This window comes from Komagataeibacter saccharivorans, assembly GCF_004348195.1.
GTDB classification, from domain to species: Bacteria; Pseudomonadota; Alphaproteobacteria; order Acetobacterales; family Acetobacteraceae; genus Komagataeibacter; species Komagataeibacter saccharivorans.
This window is the reverse complement of the sequence record NZ_CP036404.1, coordinates 1,664,254-1,684,310: the sequence shown is the minus strand read 5'-3', so window position 1 is coordinate 1,684,310 and position 20,057 is coordinate 1,664,254. Positions and strand designations below refer to the sequence as shown.

The 20,057-nt window shown below is 62.7% G+C and carries 20 protein-coding genes; 6 read left to right on the top strand and 14 right to left on the bottom strand.

Features of this window, described 5'->3' with window-relative positions; all coding sequences use genetic code 11:
- Nucleotide 1: 1 nt before the first annotated feature.
- The 14 genes from KSAC_RS07650 to KSAC_RS07585 form a co-directional block, all read right to left on the bottom strand.
- Nucleotides 2–862, bottom strand: coding sequence for an ABC transporter permease (locus KSAC_RS07650; RefSeq protein ID WP_132304971.1), 861 nt, complete (start codon nt 860–862; stop codon nt 2–4).
- A gap of 7 nt (nt 863–869) precedes the next feature.
- On the bottom strand, nt 870–1,886 hold the full coding sequence (locus tag KSAC_RS07645; protein ID WP_132304969.1) for an ABC transporter substrate-binding protein: 1,017 nt from the start codon (nt 1,884–1,886) through the stop codon (nt 870–872).
- A 17-nt stretch (nt 1,887–1,903) separates the two neighbouring features.
- Nucleotides 1,904–2,218: an NIPSNAP family protein gene (locus KSAC_RS07640; RefSeq protein WP_102325549.1), complete on the bottom strand. Its 315-nt coding sequence runs from the start codon at nt 2,216–2,218 to the stop codon at nt 1,904–1,906.
- A 5-nt stretch (nt 2,219–2,223) separates the two neighbouring features.
- The gene (locus tag KSAC_RS07635; RefSeq protein WP_132304967.1) at nt 2,224–3,693 is read right to left on the bottom strand and encodes an aldehyde dehydrogenase; all 1,470 of its coding nucleotides are present in this window, start codon (nt 3,691–3,693) and stop codon (nt 2,224–2,226) included.
- Nucleotides 3,694–3,717: 24 nt separating this feature from the next.
- Nucleotides 3,718–4,752: an LLM class flavin-dependent oxidoreductase gene (locus KSAC_RS07630; protein ID WP_132304965.1), complete on the bottom strand. Its 1,035-nt coding sequence runs from the start codon at nt 4,750–4,752 to the stop codon at nt 3,718–3,720.
- Between the two features lie 40 nt (nt 4,753–4,792).
- Nucleotides 4,793–5,602: an alpha/beta fold hydrolase gene (locus KSAC_RS07625; protein ID WP_165927301.1), complete on the bottom strand. Its 810-nt coding sequence runs from the start codon at nt 5,600–5,602 to the stop codon at nt 4,793–4,795.
- The gene (locus tag KSAC_RS07620; RefSeq protein ID WP_243705142.1) at nt 5,595–6,158 is read right to left on the bottom strand and encodes an amino acid synthesis family protein; all 564 of its coding nucleotides are present in this window, start codon (nt 6,156–6,158) and stop codon (nt 5,595–5,597) included. Before KSAC_RS07620 ends, KSAC_RS07625 begins: the two co-directional genes overlap by 8 nt.
- 133 nt (nt 6,159–6,291) lie before the next feature.
- On the bottom strand, nt 6,292–6,798 hold the full coding sequence (locus KSAC_RS07615) for a flavin reductase (RefSeq protein ID WP_132304959.1): 507 nt from the start codon (nt 6,796–6,798) through the stop codon (nt 6,292–6,294).
- Nucleotides 6,795–7,706: a bifunctional 5,10-methylenetetrahydrofolate dehydrogenase/5,10-methenyltetrahydrofolate cyclohydrolase gene (locus KSAC_RS07610; RefSeq protein WP_102325555.1), complete on the bottom strand. Its 912-nt coding sequence runs from the start codon at nt 7,704–7,706 to the stop codon at nt 6,795–6,797. The genes KSAC_RS07615 and KSAC_RS07610 overlap by 4 nt, the downstream gene beginning before the upstream one ends.
- The gene (gene purU / locus KSAC_RS07605; protein ID WP_110547057.1) at nt 7,706–8,584 is read right to left on the bottom strand and encodes a formyltetrahydrofolate deformylase; all 879 of its coding nucleotides are present in this window, start codon (nt 8,582–8,584) and stop codon (nt 7,706–7,708) included. Before purU ends, KSAC_RS07610 begins: the two co-directional genes overlap by 1 nt.
- Nucleotides 8,581–9,162 carry a sarcosine oxidase subunit gamma gene (locus KSAC_RS07600; protein WP_110547058.1) on the bottom strand — a complete coding sequence of 194 codons (582 nt, stop codon included), beginning with the start codon at nt 9,160–9,162 and terminating at the stop codon, nt 8,581–8,583. Before KSAC_RS07600 ends, purU begins: the two co-directional genes overlap by 4 nt.
- Nucleotides 9,155–12,190 carry a sarcosine oxidase subunit alpha family protein gene (locus tag KSAC_RS07595; protein WP_132304957.1) on the bottom strand — a complete coding sequence of 1,012 codons (3,036 nt, stop codon included), beginning with the start codon at nt 12,188–12,190 and terminating at the stop codon, nt 9,155–9,157. Before KSAC_RS07595 ends, KSAC_RS07600 begins: the two co-directional genes overlap by 8 nt.
- The gene (locus tag KSAC_RS07590; protein WP_132304955.1) at nt 12,187–12,474 is read right to left on the bottom strand and encodes a sarcosine oxidase subunit delta; all 288 of its coding nucleotides are present in this window, start codon (nt 12,472–12,474) and stop codon (nt 12,187–12,189) included. The genes KSAC_RS07595 and KSAC_RS07590 overlap by 4 nt, the downstream gene beginning before the upstream one ends.
- Before the next feature lie 7 nt (nt 12,475–12,481).
- Nucleotides 12,482–13,741 carry a sarcosine oxidase subunit beta family protein gene (locus tag KSAC_RS07585; RefSeq protein ID WP_102325560.1) on the bottom strand — a complete coding sequence of 420 codons (1,260 nt, stop codon included), beginning with the start codon at nt 13,739–13,741 and terminating at the stop codon, nt 12,482–12,484.
- An 85-nt stretch (nt 13,742–13,826) separates the two neighbouring features.
- Here KSAC_RS07585 and KSAC_RS07580 point away from each other — a divergent pair, with 85 nt between their 5' ends.
- From KSAC_RS07580 to glnT, 6 genes are all read left to right on the top strand, one after another.
- Entirely contained in the window at nt 13,827–14,795 is a 969-nt protein-coding gene (locus KSAC_RS07580; RefSeq protein ID WP_132304953.1) for a LysR family transcriptional regulator, read from the top strand.
- A gap of 24 nt (nt 14,796–14,819) precedes the next feature.
- Entirely contained in the window at nt 14,820–15,473 is a 654-nt protein-coding gene (locus KSAC_RS07575; RefSeq protein ID WP_102325562.1) for a helix-turn-helix domain-containing protein, read from the top strand.
- Nucleotides 15,474–15,577: 104 nt separating this feature from the next.
- On the top strand, nt 15,578–16,474 hold the full coding sequence (locus KSAC_RS07570; RefSeq protein WP_132304951.1) for a class II glutamine amidotransferase: 897 nt from the start codon (nt 15,578–15,580) through the stop codon (nt 16,472–16,474).
- Nucleotides 16,474–17,160, top strand: coding sequence for a GltB/FmdC/FwdC-like GXGXG domain-containing protein (locus KSAC_RS07565; protein ID WP_132304949.1), 687 nt, complete (start codon nt 16,474–16,476; stop codon nt 17,158–17,160). Before KSAC_RS07570 ends, KSAC_RS07565 begins: the two co-directional genes overlap by 1 nt.
- A gap of 7 nt (nt 17,161–17,167) precedes the next feature.
- On the top strand, nt 17,168–18,505 hold the full coding sequence (locus tag KSAC_RS07560) for an FMN-binding glutamate synthase family protein (protein ID WP_110547063.1): 1,338 nt from the start codon (nt 17,168–17,170) through the stop codon (nt 18,503–18,505).
- Nucleotides 18,506–18,586: 81 nt separating this feature from the next.
- Nucleotides 18,587–19,915 (top strand): type III glutamate--ammonia ligase, encoded by a 1,329-nt coding sequence (gene glnT / locus KSAC_RS07555; protein WP_118962816.1) that lies wholly within the window; start codon nt 18,587–18,589, stop codon nt 19,913–19,915.
- Nucleotides 19,916–20,057: the final 142 nt, after the last annotated feature.

Here is a 20,057-nt window from a genome sequence, read left to right as displayed (position 1 = left end):
GCTATGGGGTCGTGTGGGGCTGGCGGTTAAGCCGCCGCTGCACGCCGTACAGGAACAGCGTCATGACCAGCAGGACAAGGGCCGCCGCCCCCGCAAGCCCCCAGTCCAGAACTGACTGCACAAGCTGCGCGATCAGTTCGGCCAGAACCATGCGTGATTCACTGCCCAGCAGGGAAGGGGTTACGTAGTACCCAAGCGACATTACGAATACCGACACACCCGCGCTGCCCAGTGTGGTGGCGATTGCGGGCAGGAAGATGCGCCGGAAACTGGTCATCCGCGATGCGCCGCATAATGTGGCGGCCTGAAACAGGGCGGGTTCCAGCATGGCGATCCGATTGCGCAGGGGAAAGACCACGAAGGGCAGCATGATATACGTCATGCCTACGGTCACGGCGAACAGACTGTTCATAAGGGGCAGTGGTTCGGCAATCAGGTGCAGGGCCAGAAGGGTCTGGTTGATGGGGCCGGTATCCTGCAGCAGCACAACCCATGCGTAGGTCCGTGCCAGCAGGTTCGTCCACATCGACAGGATCAGCACTAGCTGCACCGGCTGGCTCCACCGCCGGGGGGCTATGGCCAGAAACCATGCGACCGGCAGACCTAGGGCAAGGGAGACCGCTGTGACCAGCGTGGCCAGCAGGAACGTGTTGGCAAAAACACGTCGGTATGCGGACGTGAAAAACAGCGTGCGGTAATGCTCCAGCCCCAGCGATGGCACGGTAAAACTGAGCATCAGCGTAAGGCATAGCGGAATGACAAAGAACACGGCTAGAAAGATGAGGCCGGGCAGAAGCAGGCCATAGCTTTCCAGCCATGGCCCACGGGCCACACGCAGGCGTCTGGTCGGGAAAATGCTCATGCCCTGCCTATTCCGCCTGCCATGCGTACCAGCGGCGGGCAATTTCATCATGATGGGCAGCCCAGTACGCGATATCGGGGTCTATGTGACTGTCCGCATGGGCCTGCGGGGCGGCCATCCGGTCTTCCGGCGTCATCAGTGCCAGACTGGCCAGATTGATCGGTGCATAGCCCGTCATATGGGCAAAGGCAGCCTGTGGCGCGGCCGAGATGGCATAGCCGATCAGTTGCCGCGCCACATCGGCATGGCGCGCGCCACGGGGGATGACCAGCATGTCGGCCACGGTAATATTCTGCTCCCATGAAATGCCGACATCCACGCCCCCTTTCTGCAGGGCGCGCAGGCGGCCATTCCAGAACATGCCTGCGGTGACAGAACCCGCCGCCATCATCTGCTGGGACTGGGCACCCGAACTCCACCACCGGATGGCGGACTTGATGGTGTCCAGCTTGCGGAAGGCGCGGTCCAGATCCAGCGGATAAAGCTGATCCGGCGGCACGCCATCGGCCAGCAATGCGATTTCAAGCACGCCGGGGGAGGGGAATTTGTACAACGCCCGCTTGCCCGGAAAATGCGCGATATCGAAGAACTCACGCCAGTTGGCCGGATGCGGTCCTTGCGGGTTCGCATACCCCAGCACGAACGAGAAATAGAAACTGCCCACACTGTAGGGACTGACAAAACGCGGATCGATCTGCGTCAGGTCGGATGCGGGCAGGCCCAGTGGTTCAAGCAGCCCGTCGCGCGCGGCCTTGGCGGCGAAATCGGCTTCCACATCCACGACATCCCACGCCACATTGCCGCTTTCGACCATGGCCTGGAACTTGCCGTAATTGGTCGGACCGTCCTTGAGAACGGGAATACCTGTTTTTTTTGTAAACGGTTCCAGCCAGTTCCGTGCCTGCATGGCTTCGGTCGATCCCCCCCAACTGGTAAAAACGGGGGAATCGACCGCATGGGCCGCCGCAGGAAGCACGGCAGGCAGCGCCATCATCATGGCCAGTGTCAGTACGATCCGTCGCATGCGTCAGGCCACGTACGTTATTGCAGGGGCGAGAAGGATGCCGGAAGGACGATCTTGCTCTCCATCGTGTCGATATGCTGCTGGATACGGGGCATGAAGGCCAGCCATGCCGGGTCCTGCAACAGTCGGGCGCGCCGCGCCGTACGGTCGTTGAGGTCCTGATAGGCCCAGATATGCACGATCTGGTTCAGCGGCCCGATATCGGAAAAGAAATAGCCGATCAGGGTGCCAAGATGCGGCTGCTGTATGGCGATGCCTTCCTCGGCCACGGCCTTGAGATAGGGGGCAACACCACCCGCCCGCAGGGTGTAGGTTCTGATTTCGTAAATCATGGCGGTCACCTCATTACAAACGGGTCGGAGATGGGGGTATCACTGGTGCGTATCCACACCGATTTGGTGCGGGTATAGTCCAGCATGGCTTCCATCCCGCCTTCACGCCCCAGCCCGCTCAGGCCATAGCCGCCAAAGGGCATCATGGGCGAAACCATGCGATAGGTGTTGACCCATACAATCCCCGCGCGCAGCGCCGCCGTCATGCGCTTGGCGCGGGCAAGATCGCGGGTGAAAACACCGCAGGCCAGTCCGTAGGGCGTATCATTGGCCTGTGCCACCGCATCCGCTTCATCATCGAAGGCGATGACGCTGAGTACGGGGCCAAAGAATTCTTCCCGCAGGCACGGCGTATCGCCGTTTTCGCACAACAGGATCGTGGGGCGGAAATAATAGCCTTCCCCATGGTGCCCGGGTGGTGCGCCACCGGTTACAAGCCGGGCGCCTGCGGCAACGCTGCGCGCGATCAGGTCCTGGATATGGGTGACCTGACGTTCGGTGGCGAGGGGACCCATTTCGGTCGCCATGTCATCAGGCGTGCCGATATGGATGCGTTCGGCGCGTTCCTTCAGCCGTGCCAGGAGGGCAGGCAGGATGGCGCGGTGCGCGATCAGGCGCGAACCGGCAACGCAGCTCTGGCCACTGGCGGCAAAAATGCCCGATATGATGGCATTGACCGTGCTGTCCAGATCCGCATCGGGAAAGACCACCACAGGGGACTTCCCACCCAGTTCAAGCGTCAGGTAAGCAAGGTTTTCGGCACTGTTGCGCACCACATGGCGCGCCGTTTCCGGGCCACCGGTAAAGGCGATGCGTGATACCAGCGGGTGGCTGGTCAGCACGCGCCCGCAATCATCGCCAAAGCCGGTCAGGATCGAAATCACGCCGGGGGGAAAGCCCGCTTTGTCCACCAGCCGGGCAAAGGCCAGAAGCGGGGCCGGACCATCTTCCGATGCCTTGAGCACGACCGTGCAGCCCGCCGCCAGCGCCGGGGCGATCTTTACCGCCGACAGGAAAAGCTGCGAATTCCATGGCACGACGGCGGCGACGACCCCGATGGGCTCGCGGCGCAGATAGGCTTCCGTATCCGCCTTGTCGATATCGATGTAACGCCCTTCGACCTTGTCGGCCAGACCGCCGTAATAACGGTAATACTCCGCCACATAGGCAATCTGCGCGCGCGTTTCGCGGATGATCTTGCCGGTGTCGCGCGTTTCCAGTTCCGCCAGATGTGGTGCTTCGGCTTCGATCAGGTCCGCAAGGCGGAACAGCAGCCTGCCACGCTGGCTGGCGGTCAGGCCAGACCACTGCGGCGCGCGAAAGGCCCGGTCGGCCGCGCGGACCGCACGGTCCACATCCGCTTCACGCGCACGCGGCATGCGCGCCCATGGCTGGCGGGTCGCGGGGTTGATGCTGTCGAACGTGGCTGACGCATCTTCAAAACGGCCGTCGATATAATGCTGGAAAGTCTGCACGCCTGCGATCCTGTCATCGATGCGTTACGAAAAAGCGGGCATCACATCCCTGATGAACCGCTCGAGCGATGCCTTCTTGCGTTCAAAGGGCATCAGGCTGTCGATCCAGAAACTGTACTGGTCGTAGCCCATGGCTTCGTAATTCTTCAGCCGCGCAATCACTTCATCGGGCTGCCCGATGACAAGGTTGCGGTGAACGGTTTCGGGCGCATACATCGTCATTTCCGCCATTTCGGCGTCGCTGAGTTCCTGGATCAGGCCATTTTCAATGGGGCGCTGGTTCTTGAACCATGCGCCGAAGTAACAGTAGAAGCGGCTCAGTTCATGGTCTGCCTGCGTGGTATCGGCCTCATCGGCGGCGACGTAGGTGTGCATGAGCAGCATCACCTGCGGGCGCGGCACATCGGGATGCTGCGCGCAGCCTGCGTTGAAGCGGTCCATCAGGCTCTGCACTTCCTCATCGCCCGATGCAAGCGGTGTGACCTGCACGTTGCAGCCGTGTTCCACCGCAAAGGCGTGGGAGTTCGGGTCGCGCGCGGCAAGCCACAGCGGGATTTCACTGCCTATCGGCTTTGGTACGGATGTGGTCTTGGGAAACTGCCAGAACGTGCCTTCATGCGCGTAATCGCCCGCCCACAGCTTTTTCAGCACGGGCACCATCTCACGCATGCGCTGGCCTGCCGTCCAGGCATCCAGCCCCGGCATCATGCGTTCGTATTCAAAGGCGTAGGCACCACGTGCCACGCCCAGATCCAGCCGCCCACCGGTTGCGATATCGGTCAGCGCCGCTTCCCCCGCCAGACGGATCGGGTGCCAGAAGGGCGCGATCACCGTGCCCGTTCCCAGCCGGATGCGCGATGTCTTGCTGGCAAGGTAGGCGATATTGATCAGCGGATTGGGGGCGATGGTGAATTCCATGCCGTGATGTTCACCAATCCAGGCGGTTTCCATGCCGCCTTCTTCAGCGATCCGGACGAGCTGCTCCAGTTCATCGAAAAGCTCGGCATGGGTCTGGTCGGCGCGATACCGTTCCATATGAACGAACAGCGAAAACTTCATTGATACATACTCCCGACGGCTGCAATCAGGCAGTGCTGGTTCAGCCAGGCTGGAAAAAATCGGCAATGGCCCGGTTGCTCGTGTCCGGGTGGACGTAGCTCATCATGTGGCGCTCGCCCGGCAGGACTACGGCCTGCCCGTGTGGGGCGGCCTGCGCCATGGCCTGCGACATGGCGGGCGTGGAATTGGGGTCCAGTTCCCCCGTCAGGAACAGGGCTGGCTGCGCCAGTTGCCCAAGGCGGCCCACATGGGCGCTATCGGACCGGGCGAACAGGCGGTAAGTGCGGGCATATCCTTCGGGCTGGATGGCCCGAAGGGCGTGATCGAGGGCTGCCCGTTTCGGGGCTGCGTCCGGTGCGGGTTCGGGGCCGAACCAGCGGTCCAGCGTCGGTCCCCAGTCCTGTTCGCCCGTCTGTGGCTTCAGGGCTGCGGCCCGCGCGGCGATGGCGGCTTTCTGTTCGACCGTGCGGTCATATACGCCATTCATGGCGATGAGCCGCTTTACCCGCTCCGGTGCGCGCAGGCCCGCCTCGATCGTGATCAGCGCGCCCATGGAATGCCCGACAAGACAGACGGATGGCACGTCCAGATGATCCATGAGGCGCGTGAACTGGTTGCTGTAATCCGCCAGCGTGGGCTGTTCCGGCGGCAGGGCGCTGAGACCGTGTCCCAGCATGTCGTAGGCGATGCAGCGGTATCGGGGCGCGAAAAAATCAATCTGCGGCGCCCAGAAGTCCAGACTCATGCCCACGCCATGCACGAATACGATCGTGCCCTGCGTGGCCTGACCCGTGGCGGATCCGGCAATGCGGTAGCGTGTGCCCTCGTGGTGGCGGATTTCGTCAGCCATGCGTGCTGCCAAGCTCGGCCAGATCCTGATACCGGTCACCGATGCGGTGATGGGGGCGACCGCCGATGGAGGCACCCAGAACCACTACGATTTCGTCATGCGCCGGGGCATCGTTGATGGAGAACTGGATGGTCAGGTAATGCGAGCGTCGGCCCGCGTCATTCTTGTCCATAAGCGGCACGGCAATCGGGGCATCGGGGCCGCCACGCGTATTGGTGAAGGCAAGATAGGACTGCGCGTTCACCGCACGCCGGTAATGGTTGCCAAAGCGCAGGGTGTGGATCAGCGCGGAAGCGTGTTCGACTTCCCCGTCCGTGCCGACCACGGCAGCCTTGCCGTAGGCTTCGATCCGGTCGCCGCCACCGGTCATTTCCAGCATGCGCGCGGTCATGAGTTCACCCAGTGATGGGGCGATGGCATGGATTTCCGGTTTCAGGTCTTCGACGAAGCCACGTCCCGCCCACGGGTTTTTCAGGACTGCCGCCACGGCGAAAAGCTGTAGCGGAACAGGTGCCTCACGCCCCCCTTCGATCAGGGTTTCTTCTTTGTAAGACACGATTTTTCTGAGTGATAGCACCTGGGCGTTCCTCCCGATAGTTGTCTTAAGGGAAAGTTTATTTCCTGAGATTAATATAATGAAGGCGGGAATAGGAAATTATTTTTTTGTCACCGAAACATTTTCCGGCCGTTCAGGCCGCGCCGGTCTGTTCCGCCCCGACCATGCCGATCGGGTGGTAGCCACGGCGGAAATAGATCAGCCCCGCGCCATCCGTCCCGATTTCGATATTGCGCACCACGCAGAACAGGACACTGTGCGTTCCCACGGTGGAAACGTTTTCAATCGTGCAGTCGAAGGAGACGATGGCATCTTCCAGCACCGGCGCGCCGCCCGTGCGTTCATGCCAGCGCGCCTGCCCGAAGCGTGTCTCGTTATCCGCCTTGCTGGCGAACAGGCCGGACAGTTCCTGATGGCTGGAACTGAGGACGTTGACGCAGATGACGCCGTTTTTCACAAACGCATCATGCGACCGGCTGCGCGTGTTGATGCAGACCAGCAGCGTGGGCGGCGTATCCGTGACCGAGCATACGGCAGAAACCGTCATGCCCGCCCGCCCGGCATCGCCATCGGTGGTGATGATGCTGACCGCCGCGCCAAGATGGGACATGGCCTCACGGAACAGGGACTGATCGATCATGGGGGTGAACCTTTCTGCTTTCCGGCCTGTGCCGATTGCGCCGCGCGCAGCGTGTTGTGCAGCAGGCAGGCAATGGTCATGGGGCCTACTCCGCCCGGCACGGGGGTTATGGCGCCCGCATGCGGGGCGACTTCATCAAATGCGACATCGCCCGCGATGCGCGTGCCCTGCGGTGTTTCGATGCGGCTGATACCGACATCGATCACCAGCGCGCCGGGCCGTATCCAGTCGCCGCGCACCAGTCCGGCATGGCCCGCCGCCACGACGACGATGTCGGCCCGGCGTGTCTCCTCGGCGACATTACGGGTCTTGAGATGGGTGACGACAACCGTGCAGCCTTCCGCCAGCAGCAGGCTTGCCATCGGGCGGCCCACGATATTCGATGCGCCGATGACCACCGCATGCAGCCCTGCAAGGTTTTTCCGTACGGATTTGAGCAGGATCAGGCAGCCCATGGGCGTGCAGGGGATCAGGCCATCACGCCGCCCCACCGCCAGCTTGCCCGCATTGGCGACGTGAAACCCGTCCACGTCCTTTTCCGGCGCGATGGCGTCCAGCACCGCATCGCGGCTGATATGGGCGGGCAGCGGCAACTGCACCAGAATCCCGTGCACGGACGGATCGGCATTGAGGCGCGCGATAATGTCCAGCAGGGCGGCCTGCGATATGCTGGCGGGCAGATGATGGGCAACCGAACGCATGCCCACGGCCTCGGTCTTGCGGACCTTGTTGCGCACATAGATCGTGCTGGCGGGGTTTTCCCCCACCTGTATCACGGCCAGACCGGGTGGAAAGCCATGCGTTTCCACAAACCGGGCAACACCCGCGCGGGTCGTGTCCGTCAGGTGGGCGGCATGGACCTTGCCCGCGATCACCTGTGCCGGGTGTATGGATGGTTGCGCGGACATCAGGGCGTGAACACGATGGTCTTGCTGCCGTTCATCAGCGCGCGGCGTTCGATATGGAAACGCACGCCACGGGCCAGCACGCGCCGTTCGATGTCGCGGCCCTTGCGGATCAGGTCATCGGGTGAATCGGCGTGCGAGATGCGTTCCACATCCTGTTCGATGATCGGGCCTTCATCCAAGTCACTCGTGACATAATGCGCGGTGGCCCCGATCAGCTTGACGCCCCGGCTGAACGCCTGATGATATGGACGCGCGCCCTTGAAACCGGGCAGGAAGGAGTGGTGGATGTTGATGCACCGCCCGCTGAGCCGGGATGCCATCGCATTGGACAGCACCTGCATGTAACGGGCCAGAACGGCCAGTTCAGCCCCGGTTTCGTTAAAGATCGTCCAGATCTGTTCTTCCTGCGCGGCTTTCGTTTCTTTCGTGACCGGCAGGTAGTGGAACGGGATGCCGTAGAAATCCAGATCCGCGAACGTCTCACGCGGATGGTTGGAAATGATGCCCACGGGGTCAATCGGCAGTTCGCCGATGCGCCAGCGGTACAGCAGGTCCACAAGACAGTGGTCGAAGCGGGAGACCAGCAGCAGGACCTTCTGGCGGTGCTGCGTATCGGTCAGCGACCATTCCATGGAAAAGGTGTCGGCTATCCGGGTGATCTGGGTACGCAGGCCCTGCCCGATATTGTCCGTGGCGGTGACTTCAAAGACAATCCGCATGAAGAAGCGGTTGCTGTCCGTGTCATCGAACTGCTGGGCTTCGGTTATGTTGGCGCCCAGTTCGTAAAGCTGCTGGCTGATCGCGGCCACGATGCCGGGGCGGTTGGGGCAACTCAGTGTCAGGATGAAAATGGCCGGGGAAGTCGCATTGCGAGTCATGAAATACGGTCCGCTTGTGGAATGCCGCCAAGCATGGCGGTGTGGAGTTCATGGTGCAGGCTCTGGGCCAGACTGCGGAAAACAAGGAATTCGTAGCACGGCGTGTCGTCCACCTGACGGAGGATGACAGCAATATGCCCCGCAAGGGTCAGGGCCACGTCACCGGCGGCGAAAGCGCGCGGATGCAGGTCGACCGGAACCAGTTTGGCTGCGATCGCGCGTGCGCCCGGTCCGCGCAGTTCAAGGGCGGTGCGGCTGTCACCCTGCGCGGTCAGGGCCGCGAACGCGGCGCATGGCGACAGTCGCGTGAGCAGGTCCGTGCCCGGCGCGGCGCGCAGGAGCCACTGGTTCGGGCCTGCCCAGATGAAGGTGATGCCATCGGCATTTTCGACGCTGCGCGGCGTATCGGGCAGATCGACGTCAAATTCTTTGCCGACAAAGGCGCGCAGGGTGTCGGCCTGACCACGGAAGGCGGCAAGGCTTACGCTTTCACGCATGGCCCCGGCCCGCAGCGTCACGCCGTGGGCGGTCAGGGGAACAGGCGATACGGCGTCGCGGGGGTGGAGGACTTCAGGCATGCAGCCGTTCTCCGTTGGGATCGACAAATACGGGTGAGACAACCCGCGCGGCGGTCACGCTATTGCCCAGCGGGTTATGGACCATGACCGTCTCGCCCAGACGCGCTGGGCCGTTGGACAGGAAGCCCAGCGCAATCCAGCCGTTCAGCGTGGGCGACCACGCGGCGGAGGAAACCCAGCCCTGATCATGCGCGGCGGTCGCTTGCGCGCCTGCGGGCAGCAGGTGGCTGCCCGCGACCAGTTCATCGCCCGCATTGACCGGCACAAGCCCGATCAGGGCTGGACGCGCCGGGTCGGTCAGGGCAGGGCGTGCGGCCATGGCGCGTCCGATAAAGTCCTTGCGGGTCGAAAGCATCCGGCCCATGCCCAGATCGTGCGCCGTGGTCTGGCCATTGAGTTCCGGCCCGGCGGGATGCCCCTTTTCGATACGCATGACCCCAAGCGCTTCCGTGCCGTAGGGCGCGATCCCGTAAGGCGCGCCCACTTTCATCAGAAGCCGCGCCAGCGCATCGCCAAAGCGTGCGGGCACCGCAAGTTCGTACGCCAGTTCCCCCGAGAAGGACAGACGGAACAGACGCGCTTCCTGCCCGCCGCAGATGGTGACGGTGGCGGCGGCCATATAACCGAAGGCTTCGTTGGAAATGTCGAATGCCGGATCGACGATATGGCGCAGCACATCGCGTGATTTCGGCCCGGCAATGGCAAGCTGCGCCCATTCATCCGTAACCGAGATGAAGCGCACATCCAGTTCGGGCCACAGCCACTGATGACACAGTTCCAGATGCTGCATGACCGGACCCGCATGGGCGGTGGTCGTGGTCATGACATAATGGTTTTCACCCAGTCGGGCGGTCGTGCCGTCATCATAGGCAAATCCGTCCTCGCGCAGCATCAGGCCGTAGCGCGCCCGCCCGATGGGCAGCCTGCGCCATGCGTTGACGTAAACCCGTTCCAGAAAAGTCGCGGCATCCGGGCCCTGAATATCAATCTTGCCCAGTGTCGTGACATCGCAGAAGCCGACCGCCGTGCGGACGGTGCGGACTTCCCGGTTGACGGTGTCGCGCCAGTGCGTCTCGCCCGGTCGGGGGAACCACTGGGCACGATGCCACAAACCGTTGGCCGTAAAGATCGCGCCCTGTTCCGTGGCCCAGTCATGGGTCGGTGTCAGGCGATCGGGTTTGAAATGCCTGCCCCGCGCCGCGCCGGCCAGCGCCCCGATGGCGACGGGCTGCACGGGGGGGCGGAACATCGTGGTGCCGGTCTTGGTGATGCTGCTGCCCGTCTGTTCGGCCATCTGGGCCAGCGCGTTGACATTGGCCGTCTTGCCCTGATCCGTGGCCATGCCCAGCGTGGTGTAGCGCTTGAGATGTTCGACCGAACGGAACCCTTCGATCGCCGCCAGCCGCACATCCTTCGCCGTCACGTCATTCTGGAAATCGATGAACGCCTTGCCTGTCCTGGCTGGCCGGTCCAGCGGCAGGGCGTGCCATAGCGGGACGATGGCGTAGCTTTCTGTCCCGGCTGCGGGCAGGTCGGTTACGGTGGCGCTGAACCCGCAGGCCAGTGCCGCGTCCTGTCCGCAGGTCGCCCCTTCGCGCAGGCAGTCGGGCGTGGCGAACGTACCGTTCGCCACGCCTGCGGTCTGCATGCCAGCCGGCATCGTGCCGGGGACGAAGGCGCACAGGGTCTCGTCATAAACCGGTTTCGCGCGCTGGTGCGTCGTCAGGCTGAGTTCGGGGTTCCATCCGCCGGACATGGCGACAAGATCGCACGGCACGCGCTGCGTCAGGCCCGAATGTTCCCGAATGACGGCGGCATGGATGCCCAGGCGGCCATAGGTATCGGCAATCGCGCCCCCCATGAACAGTTTCGCACCCGTAAGCTGCGCCATGTCGCGCGCCAGTGGCGTTCCGGTCGTGCGGGCATCGACAATGGCGGCGACCGTGGCGCCCGCGCGGTGCAGGTCGCGTGCGGTGCGCAGGCCGTCGTCATTATTGGTGTAGACAATGGCGCGCTGGCCGGGTGTGACGCCAAAACGGTTGATGTAGGTCCGCACGGCCCCCGCCAGCATGATGCCGGGACGGTCGTTGTTGGGGAATACGATGGGCCGTTCAATCCCGCCGGTCGCTACAATGGCGTGCCGGGCCACGATGCGCCACAGGCGTTGGCGCGGCTGGTCCGGTGCGGGTGTGGGCACATGGTCGGCCACACGTTCCAGCGCACCATAGGTACCGCCGTCATAGGTGCCGAAAACGCAGGTGCGGGTCATGATCCGCACTTCGGGCATCTGGCGCAGTTCGTCCATTGCCTGTTCGGCCCACTGCCATCCGGGCATGCCGCCGATTTCACCATGTTCGGCGCGCAGGCGGCCGCCCGGCAGGCTGTCCTGCTCGCACACCAGAACGCGTGCGCCCGTGCGGCCCGCGGTCAGTGCCGCCGCAAGCCCGGCGGGGCCGGTGCCCACGACCAGCACATCGCAGAAAGTGGTGGCCTTTTCGTAAATATCGGGATCGGCTTCATCCGCCGCGCGGCCCAGACCGGCGGCACGGCGGATCATGGGTTCGTAAACCTTTTCCCAGAAGGCGGCGGGCCACATGAAGGTCTTGTAGTAGAACCCGGCGGTGAATACGGGTGAAAACACACCGTTGATCCCCAGCGCGTCCATGGCCAGCGATGGCCAGCGGTTCTGGCTGGCGGCCTCAAGCCCGTCGAACAGTTCGGTCACGGTGGCCCGGCTGTTCGGCTCGCGGCGCGCGCCGGTGCGCAGTTCCACAAGGGCATTTGGCTCTTCCGCCCCGGCGGACAGGATGCCGCGCGGACGGTGATATTTGAAGGACCGTCCCGCAAGGCGCACGCCATTGGCCAGCAGGGCGGAAGCCAGCGTATCGCCCGGATGGGCCGCGTAACGTCTGCCATCGAACGTGAAATGGATGGTCCGGCTGGTGTCGATACCATTGCCCGTGGTGGTCCGCATGGATTGAGACGGATTACCCGCTGCGGATGATTTCCCCTGACGGAGCAGTTTCATGATCCAGCGCCTTCCTTGTCTGCGCGCGCGACATCCACCGCGCGGACCACGTCCGAAATGGCATGCGTGCGCGTATCGCGCGTGACGACCAGCCACGAACGGCACCCCGCGCCGTGGTACCACAGTTCGCGGTGCGGTCCGGCGGGGTTGTCGCGCAGGTAGACGTAATCGACCCAGTCCTGCGCGGGCGCCGTTGGGCTTTCGGGGCGGCGGACGGTGGCGTCGCCGCGATAGGTGAATTCTTCCAGGCCGCGCAGTCCGCAGCAGGGGCAGTTCAAACGCATCGGAACCTCAGTGCAGATTGGGCTGTGCGCCCATGCCTTTTTCATCAATCACCGCGCCCCGGGCGAAGCGGTCCAGCCGGTAGGCGGTTGCCGTCGGGTGGGGTTCGTCACGGGCGATAAGATGCGCGAAACACAGGCCCGAAGCCGGCGTGGCCTTGAAGCCGCCGTAGCACCATCCTGCATTGAGGTACAGGCTGTCGACCGGCGTGCGGTCAATGATCGGGCTGCCATCCATGGTCATGTCCATAAGCCCGCCCCAGTGGCGCAGCAGCCGCACGCGCCCGATCCGGGGCATCAGCGCCATGCCACCTTCGCACACATCCTCGATCACCGGCATGTTCCCGCGCTGGGCATAGGAATTGTAGCCGTCGATATCGCCGCCAAACACCAGCCCCCCCTTGTCGGACTGGCTGATGTAGAAATGGCCCGCGCCAAAGGTGGCCACGCAGTCGATGAAGGGTTTGAGTCCTTCGCTTACGAATGCCTGCAATACATGGCTTTCGATCGGCAGGCGCAGCCCGGCCATGGCGGCCACGCGCGATGAATTGCCCGCGCAGGCCAGAGCCACGCGCCCCGCGCCGATATAGCCGCGCGTTGTCTCCACGCCCACCGCGCGCCCGTTCTGGGTACGGATACCGGTGACTTCGCAGTTCTGGATGATGTCCACGCCCAGCCGGTCGGCCGCGCGGGCATAACCCCATGCCACGGCATCGTGGCGGACGGTGCCACCGCGCCGTTGCAGCAGGCCACCCTGTATGGGAAAGCGGGCATTGTCGAAATTGAGGAAGGGCAGCTTGCGCCGCACTGCCTGCGCATCCAGCAGTTCGGCATCCACGCCGTTCAGCCGCATGGCGTTGCCACGGCGGATATACGCATTGCGCTGTGCGTCGTTATGGAAAAGGTTGAGCACGCCGCGCTGGCTGACCATCGCATTGTAATTGATGTCCTGCTCCAGCCCTTCCCACAGCTTCATGGCGCATTCATAGAAGGGGACATTGCCCGGCAGCAGGTAATTGGAACGGATGATTGTCGTATTGCGGCCAATATTGCCGTTGCCGATCCAGCCTTTTTCCACCACGGCCACACGCTTTATGCCGTATCGTCGCGCCAGATAGTACGCGGTGGCCAGGCCATGGCCCCCGCCGCCTACGATGACGACATCATACGCCGCCTGTGGCGTGGCATCGCGCCATGCGGGCTGCCAGCCGGTATGGCCACGCAGCGTTTCCCGCAGAAGGGAAAAGAGGGAGTAGCGATTGCTTGGCATTACGACATCTTCAATCCGTTATCGAAAGGGACGGTAACGCGTTTCGTGCTGGAGAAAGTATAAATTTTGCTTATGGTATGATCCCATGGCGCTTCCCGATCCCCCTTTTGACCTGTCCGCCCTCAATGTCTTTCTGGCGGTGTGCGATAACGGCAGCATGGCGGCCGCAGCACGGATGCTGGGCGTTACCCAGCCCGCCGTGTCGCAGGTGGTCGCCGATCTGGAAAAACGGATCGGCACACAGCTGTTCGACCGGGGCGTGCGGCCCATGGCGCTGACCGCCGCTGGTACCGTGCTGCGACAGTATGCCACGGGCCTTATGGTGGAAATGCGCCAGATTGCGGTGCGGCTGCAGGAAATGCGTTCGGGCCGGGTGCGGCAACTGCGGATCGGTGTGGTGGATTCCCTGTCGCGTGCGGTGATGGGCGATGTCTCGGCTTTCATGCGCGCGCGCGTGGACCGGCTGATCGTCTATGCGGGGCTTACGGAATCCCATGCCGCCGCACTGCTGACCCGGCAGATCGATTTTATCCTGAGCGTGGATAATCTGGAGGACATCCCCGATCTCGAACGCTGGCCATTGTTCGAGGAACCATACCTGCTGTTGTGCCCCGCACAGGTCGCAGCCCCCACGACAGTCGCGGAACTGGCCGATCTGCTCACCACGCGGCCATTCGTGCGGTTTTCGCTACGATCCCGCACGGGGGGGGAGGTGGAACGCTACCTGCGCAGGCTGAAGCTGGAAATCCCCTTCGGGCAGGAATTTGATCGCCCCGATGGCGTGCTGGCGGCGTGTCGGCTGGGTGGCGTGGCGATCACCACGCCGCTGTGCCTGTATGAAGCGGGGTATGATCCGTCATGCGGGCTGGTCTGTCACAGGCTGCCCGTGGGCGGGCTGCGGCGGCGGTTGACGCTGGTGGCGCGACGGCGTGAATTTGGCCGCCTGCCACTGGATTTTGCTAAAACGCTCCGGGCTGTTCTTATAGAGCGCACACTTGGCGAACTGGCGGAGGATTTCCCGGCCTTTGCCGCCCAGATGGACGTCCTGTCCTGATGGATATTTTTCTGGAGACCACGTATGGCCACGGCCCGTAAAGCACGATCCGAGAAAACCGCAGCAGAACTGACCACCGGGTCTTCCGCCGGTCCCGTACGGGAACTGACACTGGAGGAATCGCTGGGCGCGCAGATCCGCCTGCTGCGCCGCCGCGCGGAACTGACGGGCGCCGATCTGGCCAGCGCGGCGGGAATTTCGCTGGGCATGCTGTCAAAGATCGAAAACGGGCAGATTTCCCCTTCGCTGGCCACGCTGCAATCGGTCTGCCGCGCGCTGAATGTCCCCCTGAGCCAGCTATTCGCCACGTTTGAGGAACAGCGTGACTGTTCATTCGTCAAGGCGGGGCATGGCGTGGTGATCGAACGCCGGGGCACGAAAGCGGGCCATGAATACCAGTTGCTTGGCCATCTGCTGGGTGGGGGCACGGTGGTTGAACCCTATCTCATCACCCTGCATGAGGACGCCAATCCCTATACCAGTTTCCGCCATCAGGGGGTGGAACTGATCTACATGCTCAGCGGGCGCGTGCTGTACCGCCATGGCGACGAATCCTATGACATGGGACCGGGCGATACCCTGCTGTTCGATTGCCAGGCACCGCATGGTCCCGAGGTTCTGCTTGAAAAACCAATGAAATATCTTTCGATCATCATCTATTCCCGCCAGTCGGAATGACACCAGACTTTTCCAGAAAGGAAAGTTTTATTCTTTCCAGTTGACAGGGGCAGGGGATGCAGGCTTGATGACTGCATCTTTTCCTCTCTCGGCGGAGAATGACGATGTGTGGCATCGTTGGGTTATTTCTGAAAAATCCCGCGCTTCAACCTGAACTGGGCCTGCTGACCGCGCAGATGCTCCGGGTCATGACGGAGCGTGGTCCCGATAGCGCGGGTTTCGCGGTTTACGGCGGCGCGCGGCATGGACAGACCAAGATCACGGTCCGCGGCCTTGTCCCGTCCGATATGGCGGCGTTTGAAAAGGGCCTGCTGGCCTGCGCCGGTACGGGGGGTACGTTCCTGTCGCGTGACGATCATACGGTCATCACAGTGCCCACCGAACATGAAAAGGCCGTGCGCCAGTTCATTGCGGCATTCGGCCACGGCGTATCCTTTGTCGCCAGCGGCGACAGCATCGAACTCTACAAGGGTGTCGGCCTGCCCGAAGATGTGGCGACGCGCTTCAACCTTGCGGGCATGAGCGGCACCCATGCCATCGGCCATACCCGCATGGCGACGGAATCCGCGGTCACGACCGCAGGCGCGCACCCGTTTTCCACCGGGCCGGATCAGTGTCTGGTGCATAACGGTTCGCTGTCGAACCATAACACCCTGCGCCGCCAGCTCGTGCGCGAAGGGCTGACATTCGAGACCGAAAATGACTCGGAAGTGGCGGCAGGATACCTGTCATGGCGGCTGTCGCGCGGTGAGCGGCTGGATGAAGCACTGACCGCTTCGCTGGCTGATCTGGACGGGTTCTATACCTTCGTTGTCGGCACGCGCGACGGCTTTGCCGTGCTGCGTGACCCCGTGGCCTGCAAGCCCGCCGTCATGGCCGAAACGGATGATTACGTGGCGTTCGCTTCCGAATACCGTGCCTTTGCCCAGCTTCCCGGCATCGGGAATGCAACCGTTTTCGAACCCGAGCCCCAGCGCGTCTATCATTGGGAACACGCATAATGAGCAACATGCAGGAAATCGATCTGGCGGAATGCACGCTGCGTGATGCAAACAGCCAGTTGCAGGGTGAAGACGTAACCGGCGCATGGGTTATCCGTAACCCGCGCGGCCGTCATGCCCTGGCTGTCGGGCTGACCGCGCCGGTGGATGTGCTGGTGGACGGGCAGGCGGGCTATTACGCTGCCGGGATGAACCAGCGCGCCAATGTCACCATCAACGGCAATGCCGGTCCCGGCGTGGCCGAGAACATGATGAGCGGTCGCGTGCATGTATCGGGCAACGCCAGCATGGCCGCCGGTGCGACCGGTCATGGCGGGCTGCTGGTCATTGATGGCGACGCTGGTGCGCGCTGCGGTATCTCCATGAAGGGGATCGACATCGTCGTGCGTGGCTCGGTCGGGCATATGAGCGCGTTCATGGCGCAGTCCGGCACGCTGGTCGTATGCGGCGAAGCGGGCGAGGCGCTGGGGGACAGCCTGTACGAAGCGAAGCTGTTCGTGCGCGGTGACGTGAAAAGCCTTGGCGCGGACTGCGAGGAAAAGGAGATGACGCCACAGGATCTGGCCCATCTGCAAGCCCTGCTCGATCGCGCCGGGATTACGGAATATCCGGCCGACAGCTTCCGTCTCTACGGGTCCGCCCGCCGCCTGTATCACTTCCATGTTGATAACGCCGCTGCTTACTGAGGCCATCATGACAGACAACAGCAAGAAAATCCCCCGGACAAAGCCGCGTTTTTCAGCAACGTTCGACCCGTTCACCATTTCCGAAATCCAGCGTGCCGCCGCAACGGGCATCTATGACATCCGTGGCGCGGGCACGAAGCGCAAGCTGCCGCATTTCGATGACCTGCTGTTCCTTGGCGCATCCATTTCGCGTTATCCGCTGGAAGGCTACCGGGAACGCTGCGATACCGATGTTGTGCTGGGCACGCGTTTCGCCAGGAAGCCCATTCGCCTCAAGACGCCGGTAACGATCGCGGGCATGTCTTTCGGCGCGCTGTCGGCACAGGCAAAGGAAGCGCTGGGGCGTGGCGCGAGCGCCGTCGGAACGTCCACCACGACGGGTGACGGTGGCATGACGCCCGAGGAGCGCGGACATTCCTCCATTCTGGTCTATCAGTACCTGCCGTCGCGCTACGGCATGAACCCCGATGACCTGCGCCGCGCCGATGCGATCGAGGTCGTGGTGGGACAGGGTGCGAAGCCCGGCGGCGGCGGCATGCTGCTGGGACAGAAGATTTCCAGCCGTGTTGCGAAGATGCGCGACCTGCCCGAAGGGATCGACCAGCGTTCCGCCTGTCGCCATCCCGACTGGACCGGTCCCGATGATCTTGAAATCAAGATCGAGGAACTGCGTGAAATCACCAACTGGGAAAAGCCGATCTATCTCAAGATCGGCGCCAGCCGCCCGTATTACGATGTTTCGCTGGCCGTGAAGGCCGGGGCGGACGTGGTCGTGCTGGACGGCATGCAGGGTGGCACGGCGGCGACGCAGGAAGTGTTCATCGAACATGTGGGCCTGCCCATCCTTTCGGCCATCCGTTCCGCCGTGCAGGCGCTGCAGGATCTGGGCATGCACCGTAAGGTGCAGTTGATCGTGTCCGGCGGTATCCGCAGCGGCGCTGACATGGCCAAGGCGCTGGCGCTGGGTGCGGATGCGGTCGCCATCGGCACGGCGGCCCTTGTCGCGCTGGGGGACCAGAGCCCCGATCTGGCCGAGGAATATGCCCGCCTTGGCACGGTTCCCGGTGCCTATGACGACTGGCAGGACGGACGCGACCCCGCAGGCATCACCACGCAGGACCCCGAACTGGCCGCGCGGCTGGACCCGGTTCTGGGTGGGCGGCGTATCGCCAATTACCTGTCCGTCATGACGATGGAAGCGCAGGCGATCGCGCGTGCCTGCGGCAAGAGCCACCTGCATAACCTCGAACCCGAAGACATGGTCGCCCTCACCATGGAAGCGGCGGCAATGACCCGAATTCCGTTGGCCGGTACGGAATGGTACCCCGGAAAAGGCAGTTTCTGAAGTGATTGCAGGGACGTCGCCTGACCGGGGGCGTCCCTTCTCCTTCTTTTGCGCAATACTGGATAAACGGAAGTTCTGGTGATGGTTCAAGATACGACCAGCGGGCGTGAACCCGTTGACCTTGCCGCCGTGGCTGAAGAGCGGGGCATACGGTATTTTCTTATTTCCTTTACGGATCTGTCCGGTGCGCAGCGCGCGAAACTGGTCCCGGCTGCGGCCATAAAGGGCATGCAGAAAAACGGGGCGGGCTTTGCCGGTTTTGCCGCCGCGTTCGAGTTTTCTCCCGCTGATCCCGACCTTGTCGCGGTGCCAGATCCGTCATCGCTGATCCAGCTTCCATGGAAACCGGAAGTCGGCTGGCTGGCCTCCGACCTGAAAATGCACGGGGAATGGGTCGAACAGGGACCACGTAATACCCTGCGGCGCATGATCGCGCGCGCCACGAAGCATGGGCTGACGGTCAAGACGGGCGTGGAATGTGAATTCTTCCTGCTGACGCCGGACGGGCAGGCCATTGGTGACGCGCATGATAACGCGGCCAAATCCTGTTACGACGCATCGGCGCTTATGCGGCGGTACGATGTGATTGCCGAACTGTGCGACGCCATGCTCGGCCTTGGCTGGGAGCCGTACCAGAACGACCATGAAGACGCGAATGGCCAGTTCGAGATGAACTGGATATTTGATGAAGCCCTCATCACCGCCGACCGGCATGTGTTCTTCAAATTCATGGCGCGGTCCATTGCGGAAAAGCATGGCCTGCGGGCCACCTTCATGCCCAAGCCCTTCATGCACCTGACGGGCAGCGGCTGCCATGCCCATATCTCATTGTGGAATGGCGACACGAACATCTGTTACGCGGAAAACGATCCGCTGGGCCTGTCGGAACAGGGCTATAATTTTGTCGGTGGCCTGATCGAGAATGCGGATGCGCTGTGTGCGTTCCTCAACCCGGTGGTCAATTCCTACAAGCGCATCAATGCGCCGCGCACGGTATCGGGTGCGACATGGTCGCCCAATTCCGTGACCTATGCCGGCGACAACCGGACCCACATGATCCGTGTGCCGGGCAAGGGACGTTTTGAAATGCGCCTGCCCGATGGTGCGGCCAATCCGTATCTGCTGCAGGCGTCCCTGCTGGCGGCGGGACTGGATGGTCTGGAACGCAGGATCAATCCGGGCGCGCCATTGGATATCAACATGTATACCGAAGGCCACAAGGTAAAGGATGCCAAGAAACTGCCCCTGAACCTGCTGGATGCGGTAAGGGCGCTGGACGCATCCGATGCGATGCCGCGTATACTGGGCAAGGGACTGGTCGAGCCATATGCACGGCTGAAAATGGCGGAATGGAACGCCCATTGCGGTCATCTGTCGGAATGGGAGCGGCAGACGACACTGGACTGCTGAGTGGTATAAGCAGGGTTTATACTTTATGGCCGGTCGCCGCGTGGATAACCGGTGCAACCGGCCATAAAGGCTGCACGGCATGGGCCCTGATCCCGCCCTGACCCTGTAATATACAAAAAAGATACTTGATCGTAATGGTTGG